The organism is Lentzea sp. NPDC058450, from assembly GCF_042721395.1.
In the GTDB taxonomy this organism is placed as follows: Bacteria; Actinomycetota; Actinomycetes; order Mycobacteriales; family Pseudonocardiaceae; genus Lentzea.
The window spans coordinates 96,030-122,746 of the sequence record NZ_JBHXLO010000030.1 but is presented as its reverse complement, the minus strand read 5'-3'; the positions used below and the strand labels follow the sequence as shown (position 1 = coordinate 122,746).

At 69.2% G+C, this 26,717-nt stretch carries 29 protein-coding genes; 9 read left to right on the top strand and 20 right to left on the bottom strand.

Going from position 1 to position 26,717, the window contains the following annotated elements:
• Positions 1-221 precede the first annotated feature (221 nt).
• Complete coding sequence (locus ACFWNN_RS35405) at positions 222-386, top strand: hypothetical protein (RefSeq protein WP_170176444.1); 165 nt, start codon at positions 222-224, stop codon at positions 384-386.
• 3 nt (positions 387-389) lie between these two features.
• Here ACFWNN_RS35405 and ACFWNN_RS35400 read toward each other — a convergent pair whose 3' ends face one another.
• Together ACFWNN_RS35400 and ACFWNN_RS35395 are read right to left on the bottom strand one after the other, a co-directional pair.
• Positions 390-980, bottom strand: coding sequence for a hypothetical protein (locus ACFWNN_RS35400; RefSeq protein WP_382444308.1), 591 nt, complete (start codon positions 978-980; stop codon positions 390-392).
• Positions 977-1,342: a nucleotide pyrophosphohydrolase gene (locus ACFWNN_RS35395; protein ID WP_382444307.1), complete on the bottom strand. Its 366-nt coding sequence runs from the start codon at positions 1,340-1,342 to the stop codon at positions 977-979. Before ACFWNN_RS35395 ends, ACFWNN_RS35400 begins: the two co-directional genes overlap by 4 nt.
• A gap of 87 nt (positions 1,343-1,429) precedes the next feature.
• Between ACFWNN_RS35395 and ACFWNN_RS35390 the strand changes: the two genes are divergently transcribed.
• Positions 1,430-2,230 carry an NmrA family NAD(P)-binding protein gene (locus ACFWNN_RS35390; RefSeq protein WP_382444306.1) on the top strand — a complete coding sequence of 267 codons (801 nt, stop codon included), beginning with the start codon at positions 1,430-1,432 and terminating at the stop codon, positions 2,228-2,230.
• Here the strand turns inward: ACFWNN_RS35390 and ACFWNN_RS35385 are convergent.
• Both ACFWNN_RS35385 and ACFWNN_RS35380 read right to left on the bottom strand, forming a co-directional pair.
• The gene (locus tag ACFWNN_RS35385; RefSeq protein ID WP_382444305.1) at positions 2,203-3,120 is read right to left on the bottom strand and encodes a hypothetical protein; all 918 of its coding nucleotides are present in this window, start codon (positions 3,118-3,120) and stop codon (positions 2,203-2,205) included. The two genes, ACFWNN_RS35390 and ACFWNN_RS35385, sit on opposite strands and share 28 nt — an antisense overlap.
• Positions 3,121-3,293: 173 nt before the next feature.
• Positions 3,294-4,193, bottom strand: a complete 900-nt coding sequence (locus ACFWNN_RS35380; RefSeq protein ID WP_382444304.1) for a helix-turn-helix domain-containing protein — start codon at positions 4,191-4,193, stop codon at positions 3,294-3,296.
• A gap of 134 nt (positions 4,194-4,327) precedes the next feature.
• Between ACFWNN_RS35380 and ACFWNN_RS35375 the strand changes: the two genes are divergently transcribed.
• Positions 4,328-4,618: a hypothetical protein gene (locus tag ACFWNN_RS35375; protein WP_382444303.1), complete on the top strand. Its 291-nt coding sequence runs from the start codon at positions 4,328-4,330 to the stop codon at positions 4,616-4,618.
• On the opposite strand, the gene ACFWNN_RS35370 is transcribed toward ACFWNN_RS35375, so the two are convergent.
• Positions 4,615-5,250 (bottom strand): hypothetical protein, encoded by a 636-nt coding sequence (locus tag ACFWNN_RS35370; protein WP_382444302.1) that lies wholly within the window; start codon positions 5,248-5,250, stop codon positions 4,615-4,617. The two genes, ACFWNN_RS35375 and ACFWNN_RS35370, sit on opposite strands and share 4 nt — an antisense overlap.
• Before the next feature lie 48 nt (positions 5,251-5,298).
• On the opposite strand from ACFWNN_RS35370, the gene ACFWNN_RS35365 reads away from it, so the two are divergent.
• The gene (locus tag ACFWNN_RS35365; protein WP_382444301.1) at positions 5,299-5,652 is read left to right on the top strand and encodes a very short patch repair endonuclease; all 354 of its coding nucleotides are present in this window, start codon (positions 5,299-5,301) and stop codon (positions 5,650-5,652) included.
• On the opposite strand, the gene ACFWNN_RS35360 is transcribed toward ACFWNN_RS35365, so the two are convergent.
• The 6 genes from ACFWNN_RS35360 to ACFWNN_RS35335 form a co-directional block, all read right to left on the bottom strand.
• A complete protein-coding gene (locus ACFWNN_RS35360) occupies positions 5,633-8,263 on the bottom strand; it encodes an AAA family ATPase (RefSeq protein WP_382444300.1) in 2,631 nt (876 codons plus the stop codon). The two genes, ACFWNN_RS35365 and ACFWNN_RS35360, sit on opposite strands and share 20 nt — an antisense overlap.
• The gene (locus tag ACFWNN_RS35355) at positions 8,260-9,096 is read right to left on the bottom strand and encodes an exonuclease SbcCD subunit D (protein ID WP_382444299.1); all 837 of its coding nucleotides are present in this window, start codon (positions 9,094-9,096) and stop codon (positions 8,260-8,262) included. The genes ACFWNN_RS35360 and ACFWNN_RS35355 overlap by 4 nt, the downstream gene beginning before the upstream one ends.
• An 8-nt stretch (positions 9,097-9,104) precedes the next feature.
• The gene (locus ACFWNN_RS35350) at positions 9,105-9,497 is read right to left on the bottom strand and encodes a hypothetical protein (protein WP_382444298.1); all 393 of its coding nucleotides are present in this window, start codon (positions 9,495-9,497) and stop codon (positions 9,105-9,107) included.
• Positions 9,494-11,902, bottom strand: a complete 2,409-nt coding sequence (locus ACFWNN_RS35345) for an AAA family ATPase (protein ID WP_382444297.1) — start codon at positions 11,900-11,902, stop codon at positions 9,494-9,496. Before ACFWNN_RS35345 ends, ACFWNN_RS35350 begins: the two co-directional genes overlap by 4 nt.
• A gap of 155 nt (positions 11,903-12,057) precedes the next feature.
• Positions 12,058-12,414 (bottom strand): peptidase inhibitor family I36 protein, encoded by a 357-nt coding sequence (locus tag ACFWNN_RS35340; RefSeq protein WP_382444296.1) that lies wholly within the window; start codon positions 12,412-12,414, stop codon positions 12,058-12,060.
• 40 nt (positions 12,415-12,454) lie between these two features.
• Complete coding sequence (locus tag ACFWNN_RS35335) at positions 12,455-13,264, bottom strand: DUF72 domain-containing protein (protein ID WP_382444295.1); 810 nt, start codon at positions 13,262-13,264, stop codon at positions 12,455-12,457.
• A 17-nt stretch (positions 13,265-13,281) separates the two neighbouring features.
• On the opposite strand from ACFWNN_RS35335, the gene ACFWNN_RS35330 reads away from it, so the two are divergent.
• Positions 13,282-14,016, top strand: a complete 735-nt coding sequence (locus tag ACFWNN_RS35330; protein ID WP_382444294.1) for an arylamine N-acetyltransferase — start codon at positions 13,282-13,284, stop codon at positions 14,014-14,016.
• On the opposite strand, the gene ACFWNN_RS35325 is transcribed toward ACFWNN_RS35330, so the two are convergent.
• The 3 genes from ACFWNN_RS35325 to ACFWNN_RS35315 are packed head-to-tail and all read right to left on the bottom strand — an operon-like array spanning position 13,971 to position 18,848.
• Positions 13,971-15,671, bottom strand: coding sequence for a glycoside hydrolase family 5 protein (locus tag ACFWNN_RS35325; RefSeq protein WP_382444293.1), 1,701 nt, complete (start codon positions 15,669-15,671; stop codon positions 13,971-13,973). The two genes, ACFWNN_RS35330 and ACFWNN_RS35325, sit on opposite strands and share 46 nt — an antisense overlap.
• A 29-nt stretch (positions 15,672-15,700) precedes the next feature.
• The gene (locus tag ACFWNN_RS35320; protein ID WP_382444292.1) at positions 15,701-16,882 is read right to left on the bottom strand and encodes an McrC family protein; all 1,182 of its coding nucleotides are present in this window, start codon (positions 16,880-16,882) and stop codon (positions 15,701-15,703) included.
• A complete protein-coding gene (locus ACFWNN_RS35315; protein WP_382444291.1) occupies positions 16,869-18,848 on the bottom strand; it encodes an McrB family protein in 1,980 nt (659 codons plus the stop codon). The genes ACFWNN_RS35320 and ACFWNN_RS35315 overlap by 14 nt, the downstream gene beginning before the upstream one ends.
• Positions 18,849-19,002: 154 nt before the next feature.
• Here ACFWNN_RS35315 and ACFWNN_RS35310 point away from each other — a divergent pair, with 154 nt between their 5' ends.
• Positions 19,003-19,290 (top strand): type II toxin-antitoxin system Phd/YefM family antitoxin, encoded by a 288-nt coding sequence (locus tag ACFWNN_RS35310; RefSeq protein ID WP_382444290.1) that lies wholly within the window; start codon positions 19,003-19,005, stop codon positions 19,288-19,290.
• Positions 19,278-19,685, top strand: coding sequence for a type II toxin-antitoxin system VapC family toxin (locus tag ACFWNN_RS35305; protein ID WP_382444289.1), 408 nt, complete (start codon positions 19,278-19,280; stop codon positions 19,683-19,685). Before ACFWNN_RS35310 ends, ACFWNN_RS35305 begins: the two co-directional genes overlap by 13 nt.
• On the opposite strand, the gene ACFWNN_RS35300 is transcribed toward ACFWNN_RS35305, so the two are convergent.
• Positions 19,676-20,320 carry a CPBP family intramembrane glutamic endopeptidase gene (locus ACFWNN_RS35300; RefSeq protein WP_382444288.1) on the bottom strand — a complete coding sequence of 215 codons (645 nt, stop codon included), beginning with the start codon at positions 20,318-20,320 and terminating at the stop codon, positions 19,676-19,678. The genes ACFWNN_RS35305 and ACFWNN_RS35300 overlap by 10 nt on opposite strands.
• A 55-nt stretch (positions 20,321-20,375) precedes the next feature.
• Here ACFWNN_RS35300 and ACFWNN_RS35295 point away from each other — a divergent pair, with 55 nt between their 5' ends.
• A complete protein-coding gene (locus tag ACFWNN_RS35295; RefSeq protein WP_382444287.1) occupies positions 20,376-20,891 on the top strand; it encodes a DUF2199 domain-containing protein in 516 nt (171 codons plus the stop codon).
• Here ACFWNN_RS35295 and ACFWNN_RS35290 read toward each other — a convergent pair.
• Entirely contained in the window at positions 20,830-21,369 is a 540-nt protein-coding gene (locus ACFWNN_RS35290; RefSeq protein ID WP_382444286.1) for an HAD domain-containing protein, read from the bottom strand. The two genes, ACFWNN_RS35295 and ACFWNN_RS35290, sit on opposite strands and share 62 nt — an antisense overlap.
• A gap of 109 nt (positions 21,370-21,478) precedes the next feature.
• Between ACFWNN_RS35290 and ACFWNN_RS35285 the strand changes: the two genes are divergently transcribed.
• A complete protein-coding gene (locus ACFWNN_RS35285; RefSeq protein ID WP_382444285.1) occupies positions 21,479-21,805 on the top strand; it encodes a hypothetical protein in 327 nt (108 codons plus the stop codon).
• A 91-nt stretch (positions 21,806-21,896) separates the two neighbouring features.
• Here the strand turns inward: ACFWNN_RS35285 and ACFWNN_RS35280 are convergent, their stop codons facing one another.
• The 4 genes from ACFWNN_RS35280 to ACFWNN_RS35265 form a co-directional block, all read right to left on the bottom strand.
• Positions 21,897-24,005 (bottom strand): 3-hydroxyacyl-CoA dehydrogenase NAD-binding domain-containing protein, encoded by a 2,109-nt coding sequence (locus ACFWNN_RS35280; protein ID WP_382444284.1) that lies wholly within the window; start codon positions 24,003-24,005, stop codon positions 21,897-21,899.
• On the bottom strand, positions 24,002-25,216 hold the full coding sequence (locus ACFWNN_RS35275; RefSeq protein ID WP_382444283.1) for a thiolase family protein: 1,215 nt from the start codon (positions 25,214-25,216) through the stop codon (positions 24,002-24,004). The genes ACFWNN_RS35280 and ACFWNN_RS35275 overlap by 4 nt, the downstream gene beginning before the upstream one ends.
• A gap of 93 nt (positions 25,217-25,309) precedes the next feature.
• Positions 25,310-25,759 carry an ABA4-like family protein gene (locus ACFWNN_RS35270; protein WP_382444282.1) on the bottom strand — a complete coding sequence of 150 codons (450 nt, stop codon included), beginning with the start codon at positions 25,757-25,759 and terminating at the stop codon, positions 25,310-25,312.
• Positions 25,756-26,658, bottom strand: a complete 903-nt coding sequence (locus ACFWNN_RS35265) for a hypothetical protein (protein ID WP_382444281.1) — start codon at positions 26,656-26,658, stop codon at positions 25,756-25,758. The genes ACFWNN_RS35270 and ACFWNN_RS35265 overlap by 4 nt, the downstream gene beginning before the upstream one ends.
• Positions 26,659-26,717 lie beyond the last annotated feature (59 nt).

Sequence of the window (26,717 nt, the reverse complement as noted above, 5' to 3'; positions counted from 1 at the left end):
TACTGCACTGGTTACGGTGTGGGAGAGTAGGTCGCCGCCGAACTTAATTTGCCCTGCGGGTTGAGCGCCACAAGCGCTCCCCGCAGGGCTTTTTTCGTGCCCGTTTCCCATGTCGTCGTGCATGGAGAGCTGTGCTCCTTGAGCGGCTGACCGGGTGATGAGACCTCGGCGAGCGGGTGACGTGAGTCAGGCTCGGGTTGTGCGTCCCTACCGTGATCGTCATGAACGAGCAGTGGGCAGGGGAGGCACCTTTGCGGTGGCGAGCGCGCAGGAGGCGGGGCAGGCACGCCCGCGAGCCCGCGCCGTCCTCGCAGTCGATCCTGCCCGCAGTGCTCGGCGTCGTGCTGCTGGTGTGCCTGATCCTCCTCCTGCTGACTTACCTCTGAGTCCTAGCGGGACTGCAGTGCGTCGAGCGCCACGGCCTGGGCGATCACGAGCCGGCGGTCGACGCCAGGATCCTGGACCAGGACCAGGTAGTGGTCACGGATCCAGGTCTTCTTGTCGACGCTGAACACGGGAGCGCCGTTCTCCGTGACGAAGTCGAAGTGATACCGCATGGGGAACGGCGCGTCTCCGACGAACGGAATCCACTGCCACAGCCGGCGAAACCCCGCGAGGAACCTGTTCCGCTCGGCACCGGTCGTCTGACCCCAGCCCGGCTGCTCCAGGTGCCAGGTCGAGCGCAGCAGCGACTTGGTGAAGTCCTTGCGGAACAAGCCGATCGACCGGCCGTTGGCATCCGTCACGTCGTAGCCGCTGCCGAGATCGATGACCTTGCGCGCGTTGAACTCGAACAGCACCTGGCTCTTCGACGAGTCGGTGAAGACCGTGACCCGTTCCTTGATCTTCAACCGCTTCTGCTCGGCGAAGCCGACCAGTGCGCCGGGCTTGCCGTTGTCGTCGGTGAACACCTCGTAGCGGTTGACCATGAACGTGACCTTCTGGTGCACGTGCAGGGCCTGCGCGTTCTGGACGCTCACAACTCACCTTTCTCGACGGGGACGGGGACGGGGACGAGGCTCCCGGTCGGGAACCGCCGCTCGTTGCGTTCGATCTTGGCGAACGCGGCCTCGACGAGATCGACGTCGAGCTTGTCCGCCAGCCTGGTGAGGTAGTGCATCACGTCCGCGAGCTCGTCGCGGACGTTCCACGCGAGGTCTGGGTCCTTCATCGCGTCCCGGGCCTCTTCCGGCGTCAGCCACTGGAAGAGGTCGGTGAGCTCGCCGACCTCCGCGGACAACGCCATCACCAGGTTCTTGGGCGTGTGGTAGCTGTCCCAGTCACGGGCAGCGGCGAAGGCGCGCAGGGCGTCCCTCAGGTCCACGAGATCACGCTGACTCATGCCCCACAACTACCACGTGGACGAATGAGCAAGGATGGCGGTGGTTCGGACATGGATCGTCCGGGTCAATGTTGATTAGCTCTAGTCATGTCAACATTGAGCGCAATCAACCCCGACTCCGTCCTCGTGCTCGGCGCCACCGGCAAGACCGGTCGTCGCGTCACCGCACTCCTCGGCCCCGCGGCCCGTCCGGCATCGCGCTCGGCGTCGACGAAGTTCGACTGGTCCGACCAGGACACCTGGGAGCCCGCGGTCGCCGGCACGACCGCCGTCTACGTCGTGCCGCCGGAGAACCCCTTGCTGCTGCCCGACTTCGTGAGCATCGCGGTGAAGTCCGGCGTCACGAGACTCGTGCTGCTGTCGATGCGCGGCGCCCCGGACGACGACCCGTTCGAGGCGGCGGTCAAGGACTCCGGTGCGGAGTGGACGATCCTGCGGCCCACGTGGTTCATGCAGAACTTCGACGAGGACATCTTCGCCCCGTCCATCGAGCACGGGGAACTGGCCGTGCCCGCCGGTCAGGGCGTGCATCCGTTCATCGACGCGGTGGACATCGCCGAGGTCGCCGTCGCGGCGCTGACCCGGTCCGGCCACCACGGGCAGACCTACGACCTCAGCGGAGGCGAGGCCCTGTCGTTCCCCGACGTGCTGGCGCGGATCAGTGCCGTGACCGGCAAGCCCGTGCGGTACGTGGACCTGCCGGAGGCGGAGTTCACCCCGGTGCTGCGAGAGCACGGCTACTCGGACGAGATCGCCGAGCTCATCACGATGCTGATCGTGCTCATCCGCGAGGGCAAGGAGGCGCACATCGCCGACGGCGTCCGGCGCGTTCTCGGGCGTGAGCCCCGGACGTTCGCCGACTACCTGGGCAGCAGCAAGTTCGCCTGAAGCCCGCGCGTGCCCTCGTTGGTGATGACGGCTTCGCAGAGCGCGCGCCCCGTGCGGGCGCGCCACTCCTGCGCCATGTCCCAGTAGCGAAGCCCCATCGCGAAGGTGAGTTGTCCTATCGACTCGCCCTCGAGCAGCACTTCGAGAGTGTGTTCACCAACGTGAGACCCTCTAGCGATCCTGATGTCCCTTAACTCGGCGATCACGTGCGCGGGCGTGCGGCCGTCGACCACGCGGTGCAGCACGTACTGATGGGCGTGCTCTCCGACGACGGGGACCTGCTGCTCGGCGGGCAACGTGGGTGCCGTGCCGAGTGCGTCGTGGTCCAGCAGCAGCAACCGCGGTGCGCCGAGATGCAGGTGCACGCCGTACCGCTGGTCGCCGCCGACGATGCGGGCCGGGCAGGACCCGACCTCACCGCGTTCGGCGAGTTCTCTCAGCAACGGCTCGTACTCGCCGGCCTGGTCGCCGCGCAGGTACCCGGCCGTGACCGCGGAGCCGTCGCCGCGCAACAGGTCGACCCGCACCGCACTCCGGTTCCCGGCCTCCGGCACCAGCACCGCGACGGCCGGGACCGACGTGTCGTCGTCCGGGCCGGGCGTGTGGGTCGTGGCGAGCCGGACGACCTCGGTGATGGCGTCCTGGTGGTGGGACTCGCCGACGATCGAGACGCGCCCGGCCGTCGACAGCCGGCGCAGGCGTGACCGGGTCCGGGCGGCGGCGATCGGCTCGGCGGACTTGTTCTTGGTGCCGATGAACATCAACGCGAACAACGCGAGACCGATGACGAAGCCCAGGGGGCCGAAGGCAACGGTCAGAACCAGCGCGAGCACGGCAACGGCGATCAGGACGGCGGCGGGCGAAGGTTCTGTGCGTTGCTGCATCGTCATGGGGCATCCTCACGACTCGGCTTCCCGTCACTCTCAGTGTCGGGTATGCCGGGCGATGCGTTTCGCAAATCGCTCAGTTGGCCCAGTCTGAGGGGTTGGAGGCTCCGCCGCGTGACCGAATCTGGTCGCAGATCGCGGTCGTGCGCCGACCGTGCGTGCACGTTCGGTGGGAGCTAGTGGACGAGCGTCAGCCGTGCGCGGCCGCGGGGGCCGGGTTCGCCGCCGCCCGGCAGCGCCGTCAGCACGAGCCCGAAGACCAGTCCGTTGAGTTCCTCGAGTCCGAGGTCGAGCTCCTTGGCGACGTGCGCCGGCGTGGTGCCGTTCTCGCGCAGGACCTTGAACACCTTGGTGAGCAGCTTCGAGGTCTCCCGGCGCGTCATGCCGCCCGGCACGAGGCTGTGCACGTTCGCCCACCTCGTGAACTGCTCGCGGCCGACGTGCCAGTGCCGATGATCCGTGCCGGGCAACTGCCGTTGCGGCATCAGGAACTCCGCCGCGAACTCAGCGGGTTCGTCGTGTCCCAGCAACACGGCGAGTTGCACGGCGGCGTCGAACCGGGCCTGCTCCGGCACGGCCGTCGGCGTGAGGAACACGAACGGCGTCCCGTTGTGCCACCACGAAATGGCCTCCTGCACCCCGCAGTCGACCGGCAACGAGAACACCCGGACGCCGTGCGACTCCAGCAGCTGCACCATGTTCGGCGCGGGCCCGTCCGCGAGCCGCCACGCGTCCCGGACCCCCTGCGGCGACGTGCGCGGCGGAGGCAGATCGGGCTGCGGCAACACGAACAGCCGGTCGAGCCACCCGGTGAACTCGATCGCGAGCTGAGCGGCCGCCGTCACCTGCGCGTCCGCCAAGACGCCTTGAGGCCGGGGCGGTTCCGCCGCCTCCAGGAACGCGGCCGGAAACCCCAGCGCCCCGGCCAGCGACTCGACCGTGGCGGGCAACGGCCTGCGCATCCCGCGCTCGTACTCGGTGATCGCCCGGGCCTGCACCCCCGACTTCCGCGCCAACTCGGCCGCGGTGAGACCGCGCCGGGTGCGGGCGAGCGTGAGTCGCGAGGGCGTGAGCATGATCCGGACATTGTCGCTCCTGCCCCGCCGCACTGCCAGGCGGCCCCGGCCTACGGATCAACCGCGCGTCACAAGGCCGTTTGGCGTAGCGTCGAACCCGCGGCGATGGACACAGGCGGATCGGACGTGGCTGCGTGGCGCAAAAGAGTCGAGCACAACGGCAACAGCAGGTGCTGCGCACCGCCGGCTTCGCCGCCTGGCTGCTGGGCCTGTTGTTCCTGGGGTTGTCCGTGGTCGGCGCGATCCGCTGGCCGCACTGGGTGTGGACGGCCCCGATCGCCTGCGCGGTGCTCAGTCTCGCCACCACCTACCGCATGCGCCACACCGCAGGTCTGCGCAGACCGATCGCACTGGCCACGCTCACCCTCGTCCTGCTCCTCGCCGCCGGCGCCCTGGCCAACCTGGCCGCCGGCATCACCCACTAACCCCGCCGCAGCGAGACCGGAAAGTCCACCTCCTCCGGACCGTCCACATTGGGCGCTTTGAGCAGCGGGAACTCCATCGGCGGCAACACGATCCGATGAGCCCACCGCTCGATGATCTGGTTCTGCGGCGTCGGCTCCGGCTGCGACACCTCCCGCAACACCACCAGCCGATCCTCCAGCTGCACCGGATACGTCACCAGAAACCACAACTTGAGCCCCTCGCTGCGCACGTTCTCGAACAGCGCGAACTGGTCGTGGTCGTTGTCCCGCATCATCGCCGCGATGGCGGGCCCCTTCGCGTAGTCACTGCGCAGCGGCGCCTCCGACGACCCGGTCCCGCGATTGCCCTGCAACGTCCCGAGCAACACAGGCCGCGACGGATGCCGGATCAACCCGGCGTTCCACTGATCGAGCCGCTGCCACCCCTCCGCCGCCAGCAGCTGCCGCAGCGTGCCCACCCGATGAATCCAGTCGAGCAGCCCCGGCGCGTTGGTGGGCCCGAACGGCGGCGAGGCGGCGCGGGCGTCGATCCCGGCGGCGATCGCGCGGTCCAGGACGGCTTGGCGCAGGCCGAGGTCGGCGAGCTTCTCGTCGGTGCCGGGGGCGAGCTTGCGGAAGGCGGCGTTGGTCATGGCTCGACGGTAACCGCGGGGTCTGACAATTCTGAGAGGCTGCTGGTCGTGTACCGCTACGTCGACCCGGGTTCCGCGCCGGCCGCCACGTCCGAAGCGACCTCGAAGGTCATGCGCCGCACGCGCCGATCCGGAACGGCGCCGGAGATGGCGGTCAGGCGAGCGCTGCATCGCAGGGGGTTGCGGTACCTCGTCGACGTCGCGGCCCCCGGGACCAACCGCCGCAGACGAGTCGACGTGCTGCTGCGTGGTGCGCGGATCGCCTTGTTCGTCGACGGGTGCTTCTGGCACTCGTGCCCGGAACACGGGCAACTGCCCAAGGCGAACCGCGTGTGGGAGCGCGAGGATCCGGACGACGTCGCCGACCGGATCCTCGCGTTCCTCAGGCCGCCACCTGCGTGAGCTGGTGCAGCACGTCCCGTTCGCCCAGCTTCTCCCGCGCCCACTCCGCCACCGCCGTGTCCTGCGCGAACAGCACGATCTGCCGGTCCGCCGACAGCTGCAGCAGCAGGTCGAGAACGGCGTGGGTGCGGGTGTCGTCCGCCTGCACGGTCACGTCGTCCAGCAGCAGAGGACAGGACTCGGTGGCGAGGTGCTGGGCCAGGGCGACGCGGAGCAGGAGGTAGATCTGCTCCGCCGTGCCCAGCGACAGCCGGGACGCCTGGTGCCACGACTCCGTCGAGGTGCGGACGCGGACGGTCAGGGTCGCCGGGTCCACCGCGGCGTCGACGTAGCGGCCGTCGGTGACGGTCGGGAGCCACGTGCGGAGGGTGTCTTCCAGCGCCGGGGCGATGGTGCTGTGGACCTTTTCGCGCGCCGCGGTGAGGTAGCGGGAGGCCAGGTCTATGGCCTCCACCTCGGCTGTTATCTCGGTGAGTGCGGCTGTTGCCGCTGCTACGGCCTCCTCGGCGTCCGGGACGCTGGGGAGGGTGCGGGCCAGTTCGGTGGCCGTGGCGGTCAGGGTGTCGGCGGACGGGGCCAGGGACGGGTCCGCCGGGGGGACGGTGGCGTAGCGGAGGGCGGCCTCCACCAGGGTGGTGTGGTGGGTTTGGGCCGCCGAGAGGGTCGTTTCGAGGTCGTCCAGGGTGCCGTCGGCCTGGAGGGACTGGAGTTCCGCCCAGGCGATGCGTTCGTCCTCGGCGTCGCGCAGGAGTTGGTCCCAGCCTCGTTGCCACTCGGCGATGGCGCGCAGGAGGTCCTCCGGCCGGTCGCCGGTGCCGCCGATGGCCGTGACGGCCTCGCGGAGCAGGCCGAACGCGCGAGCTCTGGCGGCGCCGGCCTCGGTCACGGCGGCTTCGGCGAGGCGGCGGTCCGCGAGTGCCTGGGCGAGGAGGGGGCGTTGGGCCGCCAGCAACGCCTGGCGGGCGCGGACCTTGCAGTCGGTCTCGTAGTCGACGAGGAGGTCGGGGACGGACATCGCGGCGTCCACCTTGCCGCGGGTCGCCAGTTCCACGCGCACGGCCTTCTCGGTGCGGGCCACCTCGCACATCAGGTCGGCGTGCTCGGCCTCCCAGGCCGGGCGGTTCGCCAGGCGCCACAACGTCTCGCGGTCGGCGGGGACGCGCAGGGACGCACAGCCGGCGACGGCCTCGTCGTGGAGGCGCACGGCCTCCAGCGACACGGCGCGCTGGCCTTCGGCCTCGGCGAGGGCGCGGTCGGCGGTGAACAGGCGGGCGCGGGAGTCGGTGGCGGCGGCCGCCCGTTCGGCGGCGAAGGTCACGGCGGCTTCGCGGTGGGTGCTGTTGCCCCGGGACATCGCCCCGCCGACGCCCGCGACCAGGGCGGCCACGACGACACCGATGGCGGCGAGGTGCTGGCCCGTCAGGAACAGCAGCAGACCCACCAGCGAGGTGAGGCAGCTCAGGGCCAGCAAGGCGTTGCGCAGGAACGGGTTCGGCACCGCGATCTCCTGCACGCGGGCCGCGGCCACGTCGGCCTCGACCTGGGTGCGGGCCGCGTCGGCGGCCGCGTGGTCCTGGTGCTGGCGGGCGGTGTCCACCTCGATCGACGCCGTGGTCAGCCGGCCTCCCGCGGCGGGGTCGAGGCGGGTGGCCAGACCGCGCAGCACGGACGGTTCGGCCTTCGTCGGCGGTGACGGACGGCGTTCGTTGTGCGCGGCGGCGACGGCGGACGCGGTCGCGTAGGCCGAGGCGACCACGCGGAGCTCCTCGTCCAGCGCGGTCTCGCCGACCGGCACCGACGGCAGGGCCTCGAGCTCGACCTGCAGGGTCGCCGCGGTCGGGCCCGCCAGCGCACGCGGGTTGGGCGCGGCCCGCCACGCGGCCAGCGCGCGGTTCACCACGTGGGTGAGCTCCTCCTGCGCGGCCAGCCCGGACGGCGGCGAGTCGCCGAACCGCGTCTTCAGCTCGGTCAGCCGTCCCACCCGCGCGGACAGGCCCTTCATCGACTCGGCGTGCTCCTGCACGGCCAGGCGCGCGCGGGCGGCCGAGGCGAACCGGGCCTGCGCGCTCAGCTCCTGGTACCGGGCGTGCTCGCGCCGCGCCACGGCCAGGTCGGTCTCGGCTTCCCGCAAGCGGTTGCGGGCGTCGCGCAGCTCGTCGACGGGCGCGGTCAGCCGTTGCAGCGCCTGCTCCACCGTGCCGTCCGTACCCGCCGTGGCCGCCGCACGCCGCAGGTGGTTCTGCATGCCGTTGGCCGCGTCCAGCACCGTCAGCAGCTGCGCCTGGTCCACGCACGCGGTGGCGGCGAACGACGCCCGGTCGAGGCCCATCCGCCGGGAGACGTCGGGCTCCGTGTCGTCGTTGAAGTCGCGGTCCACGGCGACGACCTCGCCGGACTCCAGCGACATCAACGCCTCCACCCGCCACGACGTGCCCCGCCACGGACGGTGCCGCGCCGACGGGTCACCGCACAGCGCCGCGCGGATCGCCGCGTGCCACGACGACTTCGCCGACTCGTTCATCCCCGCCACCACGGTCAGGCCGGGCGCCAACGGCAACGAACGGTCGTGCAACGGCCCGAACGCGTGCGCCGTGATGGACTCGATCCTCATCGTTCCTCCAACGCGCGCAGCCCGGCCGACAGCACGCGCCCGCGCAGAGTCACGTCCAGCGACGGATCGGCGAGCACGTCCCGCACGAACTGGCCGCGCACGGTCCGTTCCGACGACACGTGGTCGAAGTCCAGCAACGGGAACGTCCGCTCGGCCTCGTGCCAGCCGAGCGACCGCGACGCCGACACGTCGAACACCTCGCGCGACACCGAACCGTCCTCGTTCACCGTGCACAGCACCGCTCCGCGTTCCCCGGTCTCGCCCGGCGTCAGCGGATCCGGGTTGCCCGGGAACGTGTAGTGCGCGGCGTGCTCCGGCGTGTGCACGTGCCCGAGGAACGCGTGGTCGAGCCCCGTGATCGCGACGTCACCGGGCGCGGAACCGTGGCACAGCGCCAGGTTCACGCCGCCGCGGTTCACCGCGAACCCGTCGAGCACGTCCCGCGCGGGGCCGGGGCCGACGTTCGCCGCGCCCCACAACGTGACCCCGTCGGCGAGCTCCACCGGGGTCAGCGACCCCGACGAGAACACGTGCACGTTCGGCGTCCAGTCCACCTGCTGGTAGACCGAGTGGGGCCCGTACCAGTCGTCGTTGCCGGGCACCAGGAACACCGGTATCGGGCAGTCGAACGACGACTGGAGGAACGAGGCCGTCGAGGGGGAGCAACGCTCGTGCTCGTACAGGTCGCCGGCGCACAGCATCGCGTCGACTTCGGATTCCTGGGCGAGGTCCACGATGTGGCCCAACGTCTCGCGCAGCGCTTGACGCCGCTCCGGTCCCGCGCTGGGGAAGCGCGTGTCCAGGTGCAGGTCCGCGAACAGCAGCAGTTTCACCGGTGCCTTCAGCTGAGGTCGATCTTGCCGGACAGGGTCAGGTTCGGGCGCAGTGCGGCGGCGACGGCAGCGGTGTCGGCGTGCCAGCCGGCCAGCTCCGCAACCGTCGGGGTCAGTTCGTAGCCGTGGTGCCGGATCGCGCGGCTGAGCGCGTGCCACAGCTGGGAGGCGTCCTGCGCCACGTCGGTGTCCACATGGGACGGAAGCGCGATCAGCAACGCGTGCACGGGCTGGTCGGTGTTCTCGGCACCGCACGCGCGGGCCACCGACCGTTCCACCGCCGTGCGCAACAACTCGGCGCAGCAACGGATGCGCACGCCGTCGAGCTGGTCGGGGCGCGCCAGCAGGTTCGCGACGCAGGTCAGGCGGTCCTGGACGTCCGCGGGAAGGCTGTCCGTCATCGCTGCAACCACCCGGCGAGCAGTTCGGTGTCGCGGATCAGCACGTCGAGGTCGCCGGTGTCGCCGCCGACCCGGCACGCTTGGAGCAGGTCCACGGCCCACGAGCCGACGACGTCCTCCAGGTGCGGCATCAGCTTCGCCGGTTCCGCGAGGTCGTCCAGCACGGCGAGCGCGAGCTTCTGCCGCGTCGTCAACGCGCACTCGAGCAGGCGTTCCACCTCGGCGTGCGGCATCCCGCGGCCGAGGCGCTGACGCCGGAACCGGGCGTGCGACGCGGCTTCCAGCGCGGCCCGGCAGCACGACGCCACGAGCTCCGCGCGCAACGCGTCCGGCAGGTCCTCGTCACCCCGCATCGCGCGGGCGTCGCCCAGGCAGCGGCCGACCGGGTCGTCCGACATCCGCACCTGCACCGCGGACTCCTCGCCGCGGCACACCTCCCACACGGTCGCGGCCAGCCGGAGCCGCCGCAACGCCTCCACCAGCCGTTCGTCGTGCGTGAAGACCACGACCTGGCGGGTCAGCCCCACGTCGGCGAGCACCTGCGCGAGCCCGTCGACCTTCGACGCGTCCATGGCCTGCACCGGGTCGTCGATCATCACGAACCGGAACGGGCTCTCGTCCACCATCGCCCTCGGCAGGAACAACGCGAGTCCCAGCGAGTGCAGCTCGCCCTGGCTCATCACGGCGAGCGCCGAGTTCGTGACGCCGTCGACCGACACGTCCAGCTCGACGTTGCGGGCACCACCGAGCCGCACCGCGCCCAGGTCGACGTTGCTCTGCTGGCGCAGTCGCTGCCAGATGCGCTGCGACTCCTTCGCGAACGGCGTGATCCGCTCGGTCCGCAACGTCGCCGCGGCCTTGCGGATCCAGTTCTCCGCCTCCGTCACGTCCGCGAGGACCTGGGAGTCGGCCAGCGCCTGCTGGGCCTGCGAGTGCCACTCGAACAACGCGATCGCCATCGGCCGCCACACCAGGTCGCGCCGGTCGATCTGCTCCCGCGCGACGGTCTTCAACTGGTCGACAGCCTGTATGAGGGTTGTATACCGGTCGAATACTTCCTGTCGGAGGCGCATCGGGTCGTCGATGGCGACGCACTCGTGCCAGGCCTGCCACGCCTGGAGCGCGGCCGTCACGTCGAGGACGCCCTCGGCTTCGAGCAGCACCTCGGGCACCGGCTGGCACAACGCGCGGGTGGCCGCGACGGCGACGTCCAGGCGGTCGGCGGCCTCGTGCAGCTCCGCGGCGGCCCTCGCGAGGTGCTCGGCGCGGTCCTTGGCCTTCGCGAGCCACATGCCATCGAGACGGCCGAGGTCGCACACCGGGCAGGTCTGGGCTCGGCTCGAGCCGGAGTTCTTCGCCGACTCCGTCAGCTGGATGGCGAGCCGCAGGATCTCGCTGCACCGCAACGAGTCCTGCGCGTTGTCCGTCGCGACGGCGGTGACGCCGCTGAGCGCCAGGTCGAGCTTCTCGCACACCCGGTCCACCTCGTCGTCGGGCGGCGGCGTCACGTCCACGATCTGGTGCAGCAGGCTCGTGCCGGTGCCGACGTCCGCGCCGAGCGCGAGGTCCGCGATCGCGTCGAGGTCGGGGGAGTCGCTGCCGAGCAGCGCGGCGGCCCGGCGGGCGCGTTCGTCCTGGGACGCCAGCAGCTCCGCGCGCACGCGTTCGCGCCGGTCGTAGGGGCGGGCGACGATCTCGGCGAGGCGCTTGCGGTGCTCGGCGAGCGCCTGCTGCGCGTCGGTGATGGCCTCGAGGCCGAGGAGGCGGTGCATCGCCTCGTAGAGGTCTTCCGGTTGTGCGTCGAGAACGGTCCCTAGCTCGCTGTAGGGCAGGAACGGCCGGTAGGTCTCCAACGCGTCGTGCCACCTGCCGTGGTCGAACGGCCGGTCGTCCTGCGTCCACTCGCCCTGCGCCAGATCGTCGTCCGGCGCCCAGCGTCTTCGGATCGTGGTCCGTGCGGCGGTGTCGTCTTCCGGGCCGTCCTCGGGGTCGGCTTGGACGAGCTCCAATTCGACGGCGGTGTCGGGCTGGTGCAGGTTGCGCCAGCCCTGCTTCCACGTGTCGTGCCTGGCGCGCGTCCAGCGGGCGTTGTAGCCGGTCAGCGCGAGCTCGGCCGCCTCGGCGAAGCTCGACTTGCCCGAGCCGTTGCGGCCGGTGACGACGGTCAGTCCCGGGCCGGGCGCCAGCGGCAGGCGTGTCTGGGGGCCGATGCCCCGGAAGCCGCGCACGCGGACCTCCGACACGAAGATGCCCTGGCCGGGCCCGTCCGACCGGGCCGGCGGCGCCTCCTCCTCGGCCGCCACGCCGGTGAGCGCGCGGTCCAGCGCCGCGTCGCCCCGGCACGCCGCCAGCACCAGTTCCGCCGCACGTGGGGTGAGTTCGTCTTTGGCCAGTCGCCCGGCCATCAGTTCGAGTAACCCGGCTTCACCCGCCACGGTCACATTTCCTCCAGCTGCCACCACTCGATAGGGCGGCAACTTAGGCACGAAAGGGGACCTACTGGTGAGTACTCACACGATCGAGTGGAGTTACATAGGGTGACTAAAGTAGCCCGTGCTCGTTAGGGACCCCACACCTCGATGCCCCTGATCACGAAGTACGCGTCCGGCACGTAGGTGCCGTGCTTCGGGTAGGTGGTGAACTCGGCCTCGGTCGAGCAGTTGTCCCGCTGGTAGACGGTCGCGTCCCTGCTCAGGCGGTTCGCGAACGACTTCCCGGTCAGCGTGAGGGTGATGCACTCGCCGGGGTTCGCGGTCTCCAGGTCGAGGCGTTGCACGGCGCCGGTGTACTCCGGCCCGGCCCACACGCAGAACTCGCCCTTGTCGCAGGTCTTGTCACTCTGCGCTACAGCGATCCCACTGGAGGCAACCGCGCCCGCAGTGATCACCAAGGCGGCGATGAGGCTCTTCGTCGACATGGGCGCACCTCCGTCGCAAAGGAGTGTGCGTCCATTCGGGTCAGTCGGCCAGACGATCTTGAAGCGCCCGTGCGTCGCGAGGCGCGTAGGCCTTGGCGTCGTTGTCGAAGTAGACGAACACGTCCCCGTGCTTCCGCCACGCCCGGACCTTCTCCGCCCACAGGTCGAGGCCCTCGGGGGTGTAGCCGCTCACGTAGAGCTCGTCGTGGCCGTGCAGCCGGACGTAGACGAAGTCCGCCGTGACCTCCTCGATGAACGGGTACTTGCCGGCGGCGTCCGCGATGACGACCGCGATCCCGTGACGTTGGAGGAGCTCCAAGAACTCGGGGGTGGCGTAGCTGTCGTGACGGACTTCGAGGGCATGGCGCATCGGCCGTTCGGCGTCCGTGGTGGTGTGGGCCGGGTCCACGCGGTGGTCGTGGCGCTTCGCGACCTCGGCGGCCTCGGTGGTGGTGCGGGGGAGCGCCTTGAAGAACGCCGTGAGCAGGTCCGCGTCGAACCGGAGCGTGGGCGGGAGCTGCCAGAGGATCGGGCCGAGCTTCGGGCCCAGGGCGAGCACCCCGGACGCGAGGTAGTTGGCGAGCAGCTCGTGGCCGTCCTGGAGGCGCTTCATGTGGGTGATGAAGCGGCTGCCCTTGACGGAGAACACGAAGTCGTCCGGCGTCTCCGCGGCCCACTTCTGATAGCTGGACGGGCGTTGCAGCGAGTAGAACGAGCCGTTGATCTCGACCGAGCCGAGCTGCTCGCTCAGGTACGCCAGCTCGCGCTTCTGCGTGACGCCCTTGGGGTAGAACGTGCCGCGCCAGGGCGGGTAGACCCATCCCGAAGTGCCGATCCTGACCTCGCCCATGTCGCTATCGTGACACGGTGGACGACTACCTTCAGCGCATCGGCGCCACGAGGTCCTCTTCGTTGGCGGAGCTGCACGAACGGCACCTGATGAGCGTTCCGTTCGAGAACCTCTACACGCACATGGACACCCGGATCGTGCTGGAGATCCCGTGGCTGCACGACAAGATCGTGGTGCAGCGGCGCGGCGGGTTCTGCTACGAGCTCAACGGGTTGTTCGCGGAGTTGTTGCGGCACCTGGGACATCACGTCGACCTGCTGGCCGCGCGGGTGTTCGGCGAGGACGGCAGGCTCGGCTACCCGTTCGCCCACCTGACGTTGCTCGTGGACGGTGAGTGGCTCTGCGACGTGGGGTTCGGGGCGTTCGCGCTGCACCCGCTGCGCTGGGACTCGCGCGAGGAACAGGCGGACCCGGCGGGCGTCTTCACGCTGGTGGATCACGGTGACGACGTCGAGGTCCACAACGGCGACGTGCCGCGCTACCGGATCGACCGGCGGCCGCGGGAGCTGTCGGACTTCGTTCCGGCCTGCTGGTGGCAGCAGACCGGGCCCGAGTCGAACTTCCGGGTGGCGCCGCGGGCGACCATCGCCACCCCGGACGGGCGGATCACCGTGACCGACAAGAAGATCGTGGTCACGAAGAACGGCCACAAGACCGACGATCCCGTCGACGATCCTGCGGCCGCCTTCCTAGAGCACTTCGGACTTCACTTCCGGCAGAGCAACGCGTCCGGCGTCCTGCGCCAGTTGTAGGCGACACCGGCGATGTGCTCGTCCTGGGCGCACTGCCCCTTGTAGTGGCCGTTCGCCCAGTCACCGCCCTGGTCCGGCCGGTTGTCGCCCCGGTCGAACCAGAGCACGCGGGTCTGGTTGCCCTGGGCGACCGGCGCGCAGATCAGCGTGAAGTTCGCGTAGCCGACGGCGGCGTTGCCTTGCGGGCACTGGAGCTTCGTGTAGCCGGACGCCCAGTCGTTCGTGACGTGCTGCTCGTTGGTGACGCGGGTCGTGTTGCTCCACTGTGGACCGCTGACGCAGAGGCCGCGGTTGCCGGTGTGGCTGATGCCGACCAGCTTCTCGCTCTGCGGGCACGATTCCTTGAGCAGCTGGTTCCACCGGGTCTCGCGCGGCACCTGGCCGGTGCGGCTCGGTGCGTTCACGAGACGGTTCCACGCGCCGGCCCGCCAGTCGTCGCCGTCGTTGACGCCCATGCGGTTGCCGTTGGCGTCCCAGTGCAGCAACGCCCATCCGTTGCCGCCGCGGTTGGTGTGGAAACCGACCAGCGGCCAGTAGGCGAAGTCCGTGTCGTTCGCGACCAGCTGGTTCACGAACCGCTCGAACCAGTCGCGTGCCTTGGGGTTGTTCTCGTTGCGGCCGCCGACACCGAACTCGCTGATCCACAACGGCGCGGTGAAGTGCTTCTGCGCCTCGGTGATGAAGAACGCCTGCCGTTGCAGCACGTTGATGTGCTCCTGCGGCGACAGGTCCTGGTAGCGCGGGTCGGTCGTCTCGCCGATTCCCGTGGCGCCACTGTGGTTCGGCCCCGTGTACCCGTAGAAGTGGGCCGAGTACACGAGCTTCTCGGGGTTGGCGAGCGTGTGGCTGAGGAACCGCGCGGGCTCCAGCGTCGGCCGGCCGTGCGCGAAGCCGTCGACGGGGATGCCCGTCCAGTTGATGCCCTCGACGATCACGAGCAGGTCCGGAGCCGTCTGCTGAAGCCGGTCCGCGGCCTGCTGCGAGGCCTTGTGCCAGTCGTGGTCGTTGCCCCAGCCCCAGTTCGGGTCGTCCCAGACGTTGCGGCGCACCTCGTTGTAGAGGTCGGCGCCGACGACGCGCTTGTTGGCCTTGTAGCGGTCGGCCATGAACGCCCAGTCGTTGATCCACTGGTCGGTGCTCTGGCTGGTGTTCCAGCGCTCGTTGCCGTCGACCCCGCAGCACCAGCGCGACGTCGTGGTGTGGTTGTTGAGGATGACGGCGAGGTTGTTGCGCGTCAGTTCGGCCACGACCGCGTCGTAGACCTCGAGCGGCCGCTTGCCGTTGAGCTGCGCGTCCTTCAGGCCGTTGACGGGGTTGGTGTCCTTGATCATCTGGTTGGAGAACGGCAGCCTGATGCTGTTGACGCCGATCTCCTTGAAGCCGCTGATGATCGTGGCCATCGACGCGCGGTCGAGGCCGAGCGGCACCTGGTCGGCCTTCTCGCCGGAGTGGTGGTTGGCGGGGTCGTTGATGTCGCCGGAACCGGTGTAGGTGCCGCTCGCACCGTGCCAGTTGCCGGACTTGAGCTTGAAGCGGTCGCCGTGGGCGTCGACGATCCACCGGCCTCGGGTGCTGAGGGGGCCGGTCCAGGCCGCCTCCTCCGCGTGCGCTTGCACGGGAGCCACGAGACTCGCGGCCAGGAGCAGGGGAGCCAAGACGCGAATCGTTCTCATATCTGAACAGCTTAGCTGTGGAAGCGCTCTCGCAGAATGGTCGCGCTGACTTCTGGCCGAACTGTCACATCCACTCCGACCACGTCGATAGAGGCGATCCGGCTGCCCAGGTGCTTGACGTCGATCGTGTGCCACGCCGTTGGCAGGGCGGACGGGTAGACGATGACGGCCCGAGGATCGGAGGGCTGGTAGGCATTCGCGTAGGTAAGCAGTTGGTGGATGTCATCGCGGCTGACCATGGCGTCGTCGTAGTTCTTCCACTTCGCGTCAGCCGCGACATGCCCCGTTGATGTCGCCACGAGCGCGTCCGGGCTGAAGTTGGCCACCTGACGGCCGCGGTTGCGGTGGATCTTGACGCCGTCGATCTTCGGCAGACTGCCCGCCATCCTGTGCACAACTCGTTGCCAGAGCTGCTCGATCACCAACAGGTGGGAGTCGCCGACCAGTTCGCGCGGCAGGAACAGGTCCGACACGCCGCCGGCCCGGAGCACGACCTCAGCCCAGGTGTGAGCGGCGCGATACCTGAGGTTGAGCAGATGGTGCCGAGCTCGCGCGAGTGCCGACCGGGCCCGTTCAGAGCTGCAGGAAGGGAACTTCGCCGCGAGTTGCCTGGCCTGCTGGCGCAGCTTCGGGTCGTTGGCGGTCTTGGCGGCGTGCCGAAGCGCGGCTCCGCACACCTCGTTCTCCCAGATCTCCGAGGTGCGGTCGAACGTGTGGACGTGCAATCGATCGAGCATTCCGTACCGGTGCGTCACCTGTCGCGTGACGTCGAGGCGCCCGCGTACGGTCGGCTCGATGACCTCTCGCCGCTGGTAGTCCTTGTGCAGTTGGTCCCGCAACAGCTTGCGGCACTCCTCCAGCAGTGCCTGCACGACCATGTCCGGGAAGTAGTCGCCCGCTGAGTCCCAGTGTCGCGATCGCGGCAAGATCGGGTGGTCTCCGTTCACCGCGTAGTGCAGCCAGTGAAGCAACATCGAGCCGCTCACCGGGACCTTGGGGGTGATCACAAGGTCGGCATTGGCGAGTCGCAGGAGGCCGATCACCTTTGTGACCTTGAGCTCGGTGCCCTTCGAGGTAAGCCGCGGGGTGAAGTACTTCCGCAGCAGGGGATCCTCGAACGTTTGGAGATCCGCCGCGGTGAGAGGGAACCCCAGCTGTGTCGCCTGCTGCTCACGGATCTCAACTGTTGGCATCGGCGTCCGCATCCGCGCCGAACTCCTTGGCGAGGACCTCCAGCAGGTCTGCCGGTGCGGTCTCCGAACCGACCCTGGCGGTTCCGAGGATCAGGGTGAGGAGGTGTTGGTCGTTGTTCGTGTAGTCCTCGAGCAACGGCACCAGATCATGGAAGTACACCGAGTGGACGTCACGTTCGTCGTCGAGTGGTTTGTCATCGCGCAGGAGGAACGCGTGGCCGATCTCGTGGTCGGTGCTGAGGTGCTCGGCGATCCTCGTGTTGAGGTCCTCCAGGAATGCGGCGAGATCGAGTGGTCCGACCGCTCCCGCGACCACCTCGTAGTCCGGGCGGACCGGCTGGAACTCGAATCTCCTGCGGATCGCCGCGTCCAGGTGTGAGACGCTTCGGTCGGCGGTGTTCATAGTGGCGATGATGAAGACGTTCGGCGGGACGCTGAACGTCCTGCTGCCGGTGGAGAGCTGGAACTTCCTACCTCGCTTGTCCTTCTCGAGGTAGGTGACCAGTTCACCCAGCACCCTTGGCAGGTCCGCGCGGTTGATCTCGTCGATCACCAGCACGTGCCTGTGTCCCGGTTCGTCCGCCGCCGCGTCGCAGACCTGATGGAACACGCCCTCCGCAAGCGTCAGCGTCAGGCCGTCCTCACCGTCCTTCTCGGACGGTCGGTAGCCCAGGACGAAATCCTCGTAGCCGTAAGACGGGTGGAAGGTCGTGTGGGTGACTCGGTCGCCCGCGAACTGCGTCGCGGCCGCGAACGCCAGGCGGGTCTTGCCTGTGCCAGGCGGCCCGAACAGCACCACCTGGTTCTTACGCTCCAATCCGTGGATGACGTCTTCGACGTCCTTGGGCAGGGGAGCCGGCTGAGTCGATCCGTCAGGAGCTTTCGCGCGGATCGCGTTCCACAACGCCGCCTGCACTGGTGCGAAGGTGCGCACCCAAGCGCCGACCGGAGCGTCGAGATTCTGCGCGTACGCGGTGTTCCAGTCGACCGCGACGGTGTGCCGGTAGTGGTCGAGGCCGGCGTCGTAGCGGTAACCGCGATCAGTGACGGTGCCGACAGCGAGCACCTTCGACTTGCCCTGGTTCGCGATGATCTTCGCGCCGACCGGCAGATCGCGAAAGTAGCGGAACAGCCTGGTCGCGCTAGTCCGGTGCGAACGGTCCGTCTTGTCTGGGTACTCCTCGCTTAGTGCCGCAGTGAGTTCCGCGCCGGTGGTGTACTGCCTGAGGTCGCCCACCTGGTCCCAGCCGACCCGGATCACGCCGTCCCTAAGGCACTCGTCCCAGTATCGGCCGGTGCGGCCGGGAGCGATCTTGACCACGGTCTTGGCCGCCTCAGCAGCCCGGAAGTGGTCGAGCAAGAAGCTGACAACCTCCTTGTAGGTCCAACGGCTGAGAACGGAGTGGTAGTCGACGAGGTCCTTCAACTGACGGTTGAGCTCCCACACGAGCCCGTTCGGTGTCGGAATGTCTCCGAAGAGGCGGATGAGTTCGCGGAGGTCCTGTGCTGAGTACAGAGGGAGGAACTCTTGCGGGTGGTAGATGTGCAGCGCCTTGGTGACGAGCGACTGCCCATGCCGCAGCAACGGTGCCGTCTCGAACTCTCCCAAGAGCAGCGCTTCGGTGAAGGCGTCGTTCAAGACGGCCCAGGACCGGTCTGGTGACACGCCAACGCGACTACCTGAGACGAACCAGTCCTGCGTGCGCTCACGTCGGAAGATGACGTGCCTCGCGAAGCTGCCACCTTTGATGGTGCCGAGGTGCGGCGTCCGGTCCTCCAGCATGTCGCAGAACGACGGCTGTCCGGTGCCGACGGCGAAGCGCTCGATCGGGAGTGAGTTCCACGCCGTCAGCGGGTAGTCGGCGAGCACCTCCGTGCGTTCGCGGTCGGCCAGTTGCGTTTCGGCGGTCAAGTCCGGCTTGGCGTGGTCGCGCAGCGCTTTGTTGAGTTCGTCCAGGCCGGGCACCGATGCTCCTCGCGACGTCGGATCATGCTTCTCATGACCAGGATCGACTGACGGCGTCAAATTGTTGCGGCGCAGATGTTCGGGCGCGGGTGTAGGCTCCGACGTCCGTAGCGCCTCTGTAGCACTTATTTCGGTTTGGTGCTACCTTGGTGGCATGCAGCAGCTCAAAGCCATCGGCCAGCGTGAGCTCCGCAACGACAACGCGGAGATCATGCGGCGCGTCGAGGCGGGTGAGAGCTTCGTCGTCACCCGCAACAACAAGCCCGTCGCCCAGCTCTCGCCGTACCGAGAGGAGGCCGTGTCGAGGCCGCCTCTCGGGGACGTGCAGGTGCTGTTCGGCACCCTGCCGTCGGTCGACGCCGACCGCTGGGAGGCCGACCGGCGCGCGGCCGACGCCGTCTTCGGTGCCGACGACCCCCTGGACGACCCGTGGCGCAGCTGAGCTGTCTGCTCGACACCTGTGTGCTGATCAGGTTGGAGCGGGCGAACCTGGGCGACTACGTCAACGCCCAGCCGTACTTGAGTGCCGTGACGATCGCGGAGCTGGCCTTCGGGCTCGACACCGAGGATCCGGTCGAGCGGTTCGCGCGCACCGAGCGGTACTACGCGGCGCTGCAGACGTTCGAGGTGCTGCCGTTCGGGGTCGAGGAGGCCAAGGTCTACGGGCAGATGGCCTCCCTGGTGCGGCGGGCCGGGCGCAGTCCGCGGCCCCGCCGGATGGACCTGCAGATCGCGGCCACGGCGGCGGTCGCCGGGGTGCCGGTCCTGACGATGAACGTCAAGGACTTCAAGGACGTCGAACGGCTCGTGGAGGTCGTGCCGATCCGTCAGGTCTGAGCGCCGTGGAAGAAGTACTGGCCGAGACCGACCGTGAACACGAGCACGCCGTAGAGGGCGTGCTCGACCGACGCCGCGAGCAGTGAACGCGTGCGCTGGTAGCGGGTGGCGAAGAGCCAGCCGCCCACCGCCGACAGCACCACCGACACCCAGCTGCCGAAGATGATGTGCACGAACCCGAACGCCGCCGCGCTCGCCGCGACCGTCCACGCGCCGAACGCCTGGCCGTAGCGTTCGAACAGGAACGCGCGGAACACCAGCTCCTGCGGGTACACGCTGAGCAGCGGGTAGAACACCATCACCGCCAGCCACAGCAGCGGTTGCTCACGCGGGAGCTCGAACAGCCGCGCCGGGAACGCCACCGCCACGACCGCGATGGCGGCGGCGGCCGCCAGGGCCCACAACGTCAGGATCGGCCTGAGCCGCACGGCCTCGGCGCGCCACAGCGACCTGCGGTCGAACGTCCTGGACCGCAGCAGGTACGCGACGCTCGCGCCGCCCAGGACCAGCAGCACTGGGATCGGGCTCGTGCCGCGGGCCAGCAGGGAGTAGAGCAGGGCCAGGCCGAAGAAGACGGCGACGTACTCGGCCGCCAGGCAGGCCTTGCGCTTCGTGGTGATCGCGACCGTTGGCACGGCCGCGAGGGTAGGTGGGCGAGGTGAACGGAGATCGTCGTTCTAGGCTCCCGGCATGACTGCGCTGGGGTTCAGCTGCTCGTGCTGCGGTGAGGTGCACGACGGGCTGCCGTTCGCCTACTCGATGCCGGCGCCGGTGTACTGGTCGGAGGAGGTCGCCGGGCTGCCCGGCAGCTTCCTCGCCGGGGAGCAGTGCGTGATCGGGAACGAGCACTTCTTCGCGCGCGGACGGATCGTGCTGCCCGTGCGCGACGCCGAGGAGGACCTGGAGTGGGGCGTGTGGGTGTCGCTCTCGCCCGCGAACTACCAGCGCATGCTCGACGTCTTCGACGAACCGGCGCGGGTGGACGAGCCGCCGTACTTCGGCTGGCTGTCGACGGCGCTGCCCGGCTACGAGTACCCGACCGTCAACCTCAAGACCAAGCTGCACACGCAGGAACTCGGTGTGCGGCCGTTGATCGAGCTCGAACCGACGGGTCACCCGCTCGCCGTCGAACAGCGCGAGGGCATCACGGTCGCGCGGGTGCAGGAGTTCGCGGAGATCGCCCTGCACCAGCGAGGAACGCCCTGACGCGTTCCAGGTGGTCGATGCCGAGGCCCTTGCGCGGGTCGACGGGCACCAGCAGCGTGTCCGGCCGTGCCGCGGCCCACTCGGTGTCACGGCGCTGGAACTCGTCGTCCAGCCACGCGATCGGCCGCGTACCCGCCCACTCGGTGATCGCCGGAACCTTGCCGTGCAGGCCGTCCGCGTGGTCGGAGCCGCGTCCGCCGAAGTCGACCCACTCCAGCTCGGGCAGGCCGAGGCGCGGGCCGATGAACTCGTTCGCCTCGCGTTCCCACGTCGTCGCCCACACCAGGTCGGCGTCGACGGTGGCGGCGAGCGAGAGCAGCCACGGGCCGTGGGACGGGTCCAGCCACACGCGCAACGGCCGGAAGAAGCCGAACGGAGTGATCCGGTGCGTGGTGTAGCCGGCCGGGCGCCGGGTCGGCTTCGCCAGGAACGGGTTCAGCGGGCCGTCGACGTCCAGCAGGATCGCGGGACGAGGCATGCCCCGATGAGATCATTTCCGCCCGTTACCGGCGCGTGAATTTCGAATTCGACCCGATCGGGACGTCCGAACGGCTAATGATCCGGCGTTTCATCCCGATACCTCACACATGACTGTCACGGACATCGCGACGTGGGGCACGGCGGACCACGTGCGAGCCGCGCTTGAGCGTCACCTCGAAGGCGCGCTGGTCGAGGTTCCCCAGGACGACGAAGCACCCCGCTGGGCGTTCGGTGAGGCGCTGCGCAGGTCGCTGATGCTGCGCCAGACCCACCCGTTCGACACCGTCGCCCTCGGCCTGCCGGACCTGCCGCGCTACCGGGAACTGGTGGCGGGCTCCGAGGTGACGTTGCGCGCGACGAACATCGACGCCTACTTCATCTGCCAGGCCGGCAAGGCGGAGCTGCACCAGCCTCAGATGGTGCCGGAGGCCTAGCGGGCAGGCACCACTGCCTGTTCCGGGCTTCTCGCGGCATGAAGAAACCCCGGCTCCGTCGAGGAGGAACCGGGGCTTCGACCACAGCGGACTAGGCGGGCACCGACGCCACACCCGGCGCCAGGAAACGCTTGCCCGTGACCTTCTCCGAGATGCCCGTGCGGTCCAGGTACGGCGTGATGCCGCCCAGCCAGAACGGCCACCCGGCGCCCAGGATCATGCACAGGTCGATGTCCTGCGCCTCCGCGACCACGCCCTCGTCGAGCATGATCCGGATCTCCTCGGCCAACGCCTCCAGCGCGCGGTTCTTCACCTCGTCGCCGGTCAGCGGCGCGTCACCGAAGTTCCACAGGGCGAGGACCTCGGGGTCGACGGTCTGCGCGCCCGCCGAGTCCCACTGCCACACCGCGCCCTTGCCGGCGGCGACGAACTTCTTCATGTTCTCCGACACCGAGAAGCGGTCGGGGAACGCGCCGTGCATCGTCTCCGACACGTGCAGCGCGACGGCGGAACCGACCAGCTGCAGCAGGATCATCGGCGACATCGGCAGGCCCAGCGGCTCGGTGGCCTTGTCGGCGACCTCGAACGACGTGCCCTCGTCGACCGACTTGATGACCTCGCCCATGAAGCGGGTCAGCAGGCGGTTCACGACGAACGCGGGCGCGTCCTTCACGAGCACCGAGGACTTCTTGAGCTGCTTGCCGATCGAGAACGCCGTCGCGAGCGTCGCGTCGTCGGTCTGCTCGGCGCGCACGATCTCCAGCAGCGGCATGACCGCGACCGGGTTGAAGAAGTGGAAGCCCACGACCCGCTCGGGGTGCTTGAGCTTCGACGCCATGTCCGTGATGGACAGCGACGACGTGTTCGTGGCCAGGATCGCCTCGGCGGAGACGTGCTCCTCGACCTCGGCGAACACCTGCTGCTTGACGGCGAGGTCCTCGAACACGGCCTCGATCACGAAGTCGGCGTCGGAGAACGCGGCCTTGTCGAGCGAGCCCGACACCAGGGCCTTCAAGCGGTTCGCCTCGTCCGGCGAGATCCGCTTCTTGCCCGCCAGCTTGTCGATCTCGGCGTGGACGTAGCCGACGCCCTTGTCCACGCGCGCCTGGTCGATGTCGGTCAGCACGACCGGCACGTGCAGGCGGCGGATGAACAGCAGCGCCATCTGCGAGGCCATCAGGCCCGCGCCGACGACACCGACCTTGGTGACCTTGCGCGCCAGCGACTTGTCGGGCGCGCCCGCCGGTCGCTTCGCCCGCTTCTGCACCAGGTTGAACGAGTACAGGCCGGCCCGCAGCTCGTCGCTCATGATGAGGTCCGCGAGGCCCTCGGTCTCGGCGGCGTAGCCCTTGTCCAGGTCGTTCTCGCGCGCCAGCTCCAGCAGCTCCAGCGCCTTCTGGGCACCGGGCGCCGCGCCCTTGGTCTTGCCGTGCACGATGCCCTTGGCGCGTGCCACGGCCGCGTCCCACGCGTCACCGCGGTCGATCTCCTTGCGGGGCACGGAGATCTCGCCGCGCACGACACCGGACAGCCACAGCAGCGACTGCTCCAGGTAGTCGGCGGAGTCGAACAGCACGTCCGCGATGCCCAGCGCGAGAGCTTCCTTCGGCTTGAGCATCTTGTTCTGGTTCAACGCGTTCTCGAAGATCACCGTCACGGCGTCGTTGGCGCCGATCAGGTTCGGCAGCAGCTGCGTGCCGCCCCAGCCCGGGAACAGACCCAGGAACACCTCGGGCAGCGCGATCGCGGCCGCGTTCGAGGCCAGCGTGCGGTAGTGGCACGACAGCGCGAGCTCGAGCCCGCCGCCCATGACCGCGCCGTTGACGAAGGCGAAGGTCGGGACGTCCGAGTCGGTGAACTTCTTGAAGACGTCGTGACCGAGCTTGCCGATCATCACGCCCTGCGCGCGGTCCCCGGTCTCCTCGACGCCCGACAGGTCGGCGCCGACGGCGAAGATGAACGGCTTGCCCGTCACCGCGATGGCGGCGGGCTTCGCGGCGTAGGCCTCGTCGAAGGCGGCGCCGAGCGACACCAGCGACTGCGGGCCGAACGTCGACGGACGCGTGTGGTCCAGGCCGTTGTCGATCGTGATGAACGCGACCGGCTTCTCGAGGCCCGGTACGGAGATCAGACGGGTCTTGGCAACGGTGACGACCTCGTCGGGGAAGATCGCCTTTGCTTCCTCAGCGGTGATGGTCACTTGCCACTCCAGTTCGGGTTCTCCCAGATGACGGTCCCGCCCATGCCGATGCCGATGCACATGGTGGTGAGGCCGTAGCGAACGTCCGGACGCTCGGCGAACTGACGCGACAGCTGCGTCATCAGACGCACACCGGACGAGGCCAGCGGGTGGCCGGTCGCGATGGCGCCGCCCCACTGGTTCACGCGGGGGTCGTCGTCAGAGATGCCGAAGTGGTCGAGGAACGCGAGCACCTGGATCGCGAACGCCTCGTTCACCTCGAACAGGCCGATGTCCTCAATGGACAGACCGGCGCGCTGCAGTGCCTTCTCCGTGGCCGGAACCGGGCCGATGCCCATGACCTCGGGCTCGACACCCAGGAACGAGTAGCCGACCATCCGCATGCCGACGGGCAGGCCGAGCTCGCGCGCGGTCTCCTCCTCGGCGAGGATGCAGCCGGTCGCGCCGTCGTTCAGACCGGCCGCGTTGCCCGCGGTGATCCGGCCGTGCGGGCGGAACGGCGTCTTGAGCTTCGCGAGGTCCTCGACCGTGGTGCCCGGACGCGGCGGCTCGTCGGCCGTCGCGAGGCCCCAGCCGTTCTCCGCGGAGCGGGTCGCGACGGGCACGAGCTCCGGCCCGATCTTGCCGTTCTTGAGCGCGTCGGCGTACTTGGCCTGGGAGTTGGCCGCGTAGGCGTCCGTGCGCTCCTTGGTGATGTGCGGGAACCGGTCGTGCAGGTTCTCCGCGGTCTGGCCCATGACGAGAGCGCTGGTGTCGACGATCCGGTCCGACAGGAAGCGCGGGTTCGGGTCGACGCCCTCGCCCATCGGGTGCCGGCCCATGTGCTCGACGCCGCCCGCGATGGCGATGTCGTAGGCGCCGAACGCGATGCCGCTCGCGGCCGTGGTCACGGCGGTCATCGCGCCCGCGCACATGCGGTCGATCGAGTAGCCGGGCACCGACTTCGGCAGGCCCGCGAGCAGTGCCGCGGTGCGGCCGAGCGTGAGGCCCTGGTCGCCGATCTGCGTGGTCGCGGCGATCGCGACCTCGTCGACCCGCTCCGGCGGCAGCTCGGGGTGCCTGCGCAGCAGCTCACGGATGACCTTGACGATCAGGTCGTCGGCACGGGTCTCGGCGAAAATCCCCTTGGGGCCGGCCTTGCCGAACGGCGTCCGGACGCCGTCGACGAAGACCACGTTCCGAACGCGTGCCGGCGCTGCTGGTGCGGCCACGGCGTCTCCTCCACTTGTGGTGACAACTCTGTCCACTACCGGGTCGGGCTGCGCGACATCCCTACCGGTCGGTAACGCCAACTCTAGCCCTAGTTACTGGCCAGTAACCACTGCGGTACCCCTGTTGGTTGTGTCACACACCTTGCGGATGATCAGGAACAGCGGCAACCCGACCGGCGCCAGCAGGATCGTGATCACCAGAACGGGTGCCATGACCAGCGGGTGGACGTCGAGCCGGCGCCCCTCGAGGTACATCCAGCGCCCGACGAACAGATCCCACGCGAGCATGTGCGCCCACACCAGCGCGGTGCCGGCGGGAGTGGCCAGGTACTCCGCCAGCGGTCCGAGTTCGGGCCGGGTGACCAGCGGCAGCACCGTGGACAACTCGGGGATCAGCAGCACGACGTAGATCAGGGCCGGCGGCAGCACGATCAGGTACGACTCGGCGATCTTCCTCGTCCACGACCAGTTCGGCGCGAGGATCATCAGCGCCCAGAACGGCGCTGCCACCAGGAACGTCAGGTCGAACAGAACGGCGGTCATGCGAGCACGTACTCCTTCTTGGTGTTCTTCGGCGTCTGCCGCGCCCACGCCACGCCGAGCGCGGTCGCGACGACGATGGCGGCGGCGACGATCAGCGTCAGCGCGTCCGGCTTGACCAACGCCTGCCCGCGCAGCGCCTGCCAGGTCGTGAGCAGCGTGAAGCCGAGGTAGCCGCCGCTGATGACCCACGCGAGGCGCGCGTTGGCCCAGCGGCCCGCGAGCAGGATCAGCAGGGGGAGGACCTGGAGCGCGTGCATGCCCACGAAGTGGCCGATGCGCAGGTCGCCGTGCTCGGTGCTCCAGCCGGTGACCGCCATGTAGGCGCCGCCGTCGGCCGCGCCGATCGTGTGCGAGCCGAGCGTGTCGCCGTCGAGCGCCTGGCCGGGCTTCGGGCTGGTCATCAGGAAGCCGACGCCGAGGCCCAGGAACGAGATCACGAGCCCGAGCCGGATGGACCAGGAGAACGCCTTGTCCTCGATGTCCGTGCGCCACAGCAGGATCGCGACGATCGCGTGGGTCACCCACAGCACGACGATCGTCGAGCCCATGATCGAGAACAGCGCGGTGTCGAGCGGCGTCTCGAAGTTGAAGTGGCTGCGCTTGCCGCGGATCACCTGGCCGACGATCACGACCATCTCGGCCGCGCCGGCCACCGTCAGCACCGTGCCCGCCCACCAGCCGACGCGCTGGAACCGCCGCAGGAACGTGAGCAGCCACGCGAGCGTGAACGAGTAGAGCGCGAGCGACACGGCGAACTTGAACGGCTTGAGCCAGATCGGCGAGTTCATCACCGTGCGGTCGTCGACCAGGAGTCCGACGAGCGCGATCGGGATCAGCGCCACCATCGCCCACCCGAAGACGACTAATGGGCGGTGCCAGTTCTGCATGGCCTTCAGCATCGGAACCCCCTGCGTAGAATGGATAGTGGAGCTCTCCACTATCGATAAACGGGAAGGTA

Coding starts and splice junctions, on each gene's coding strand:
- ACFWNN_RS35405 (WP_170176444.1), top strand. CDS start 222: ATGAACGAGCAGTGGGCAGGGGAGGCACCTTTGCGGTGGCGAGCGCGC.
- ACFWNN_RS35395 (WP_382444307.1), bottom strand. CDS start 1,342: ATGAGTCAGCGTGATCTCGTGGACCTGAGGGACGCCCTGCGCGCCTTC.
- ACFWNN_RS35390 (WP_382444306.1), top strand. CDS start 1,430: ATGTCAACATTGAGCGCAATCAACCCCGACTCCGTCCTCGTGCTCGGC.
- ACFWNN_RS35385 (WP_382444305.1), bottom strand. CDS start 3,120: ATGACGATGCAGCAACGCACAGAACCTTCGCCCGCCGCCGTCCTGATC.
- ACFWNN_RS35380 (WP_382444304.1), bottom strand. CDS start 4,193: ATGCTCACGCCCTCGCGACTCACGCTCGCCCGCACCCGGCGCGGTCTC.
- ACFWNN_RS35370 (WP_382444302.1), bottom strand. CDS start 5,250: ATGACCAACGCCGCCTTCCGCAAGCTCGCCCCCGGCACCGACGAGAAG.
- ACFWNN_RS35360 (WP_382444300.1), bottom strand. CDS start 8,263: ATGAGGATCGAGTCCATCACGGCGCACGCGTTCGGGCCGTTGCACGAC.
- ACFWNN_RS35350 (WP_382444298.1), bottom strand. CDS start 9,497: ATGACGGACAGCCTTCCCGCGGACGTCCAGGACCGCCTGACCTGCGTC.
- ACFWNN_RS35345 (WP_382444297.1), bottom strand. CDS start 11,902: ATGGCCGGGCGACTGGCCAAAGACGAACTCACCCCACGTGCGGCGGAA.
- ACFWNN_RS35340 (WP_382444296.1), bottom strand. CDS start 12,414: ATGTCGACGAAGAGCCTCATCGCCGCCTTGGTGATCACTGCGGGCGCG.
- ACFWNN_RS35335 (WP_382444295.1), bottom strand. CDS start 13,264: ATGGGCGAGGTCAGGATCGGCACTTCGGGATGGGTCTACCCGCCCTGG.
- ACFWNN_RS35320 (WP_382444292.1), bottom strand. CDS start 16,882: ATGCCAACAGTTGAGATCCGTGAGCAGCAGGCGACACAGCTGGGGTTC.
- ACFWNN_RS35310 (WP_382444290.1), top strand. CDS start 19,003: ATGCAGCAGCTCAAAGCCATCGGCCAGCGTGAGCTCCGCAACGACAAC.
- ACFWNN_RS35295 (WP_382444287.1), top strand. CDS start 20,376: ATGACTGCGCTGGGGTTCAGCTGCTCGTGCTGCGGTGAGGTGCACGAC.
- ACFWNN_RS35290 (WP_382444286.1), bottom strand. CDS start 21,369: ATGCCTCGTCCCGCGATCCTGCTGGACGTCGACGGCCCGCTGAACCCG.
- ACFWNN_RS35285 (WP_382444285.1), top strand. CDS start 21,479: ATGACTGTCACGGACATCGCGACGTGGGGCACGGCGGACCACGTGCGA.
- ACFWNN_RS35270 (WP_382444282.1), bottom strand. CDS start 25,759: ATGACCGCCGTTCTGTTCGACCTGACGTTCCTGGTGGCAGCGCCGTTC.
- ACFWNN_RS35265 (WP_382444281.1), bottom strand. CDS start 26,658: ATGCTGAAGGCCATGCAGAACTGGCACCGCCCATTAGTCGTCTTCGGG.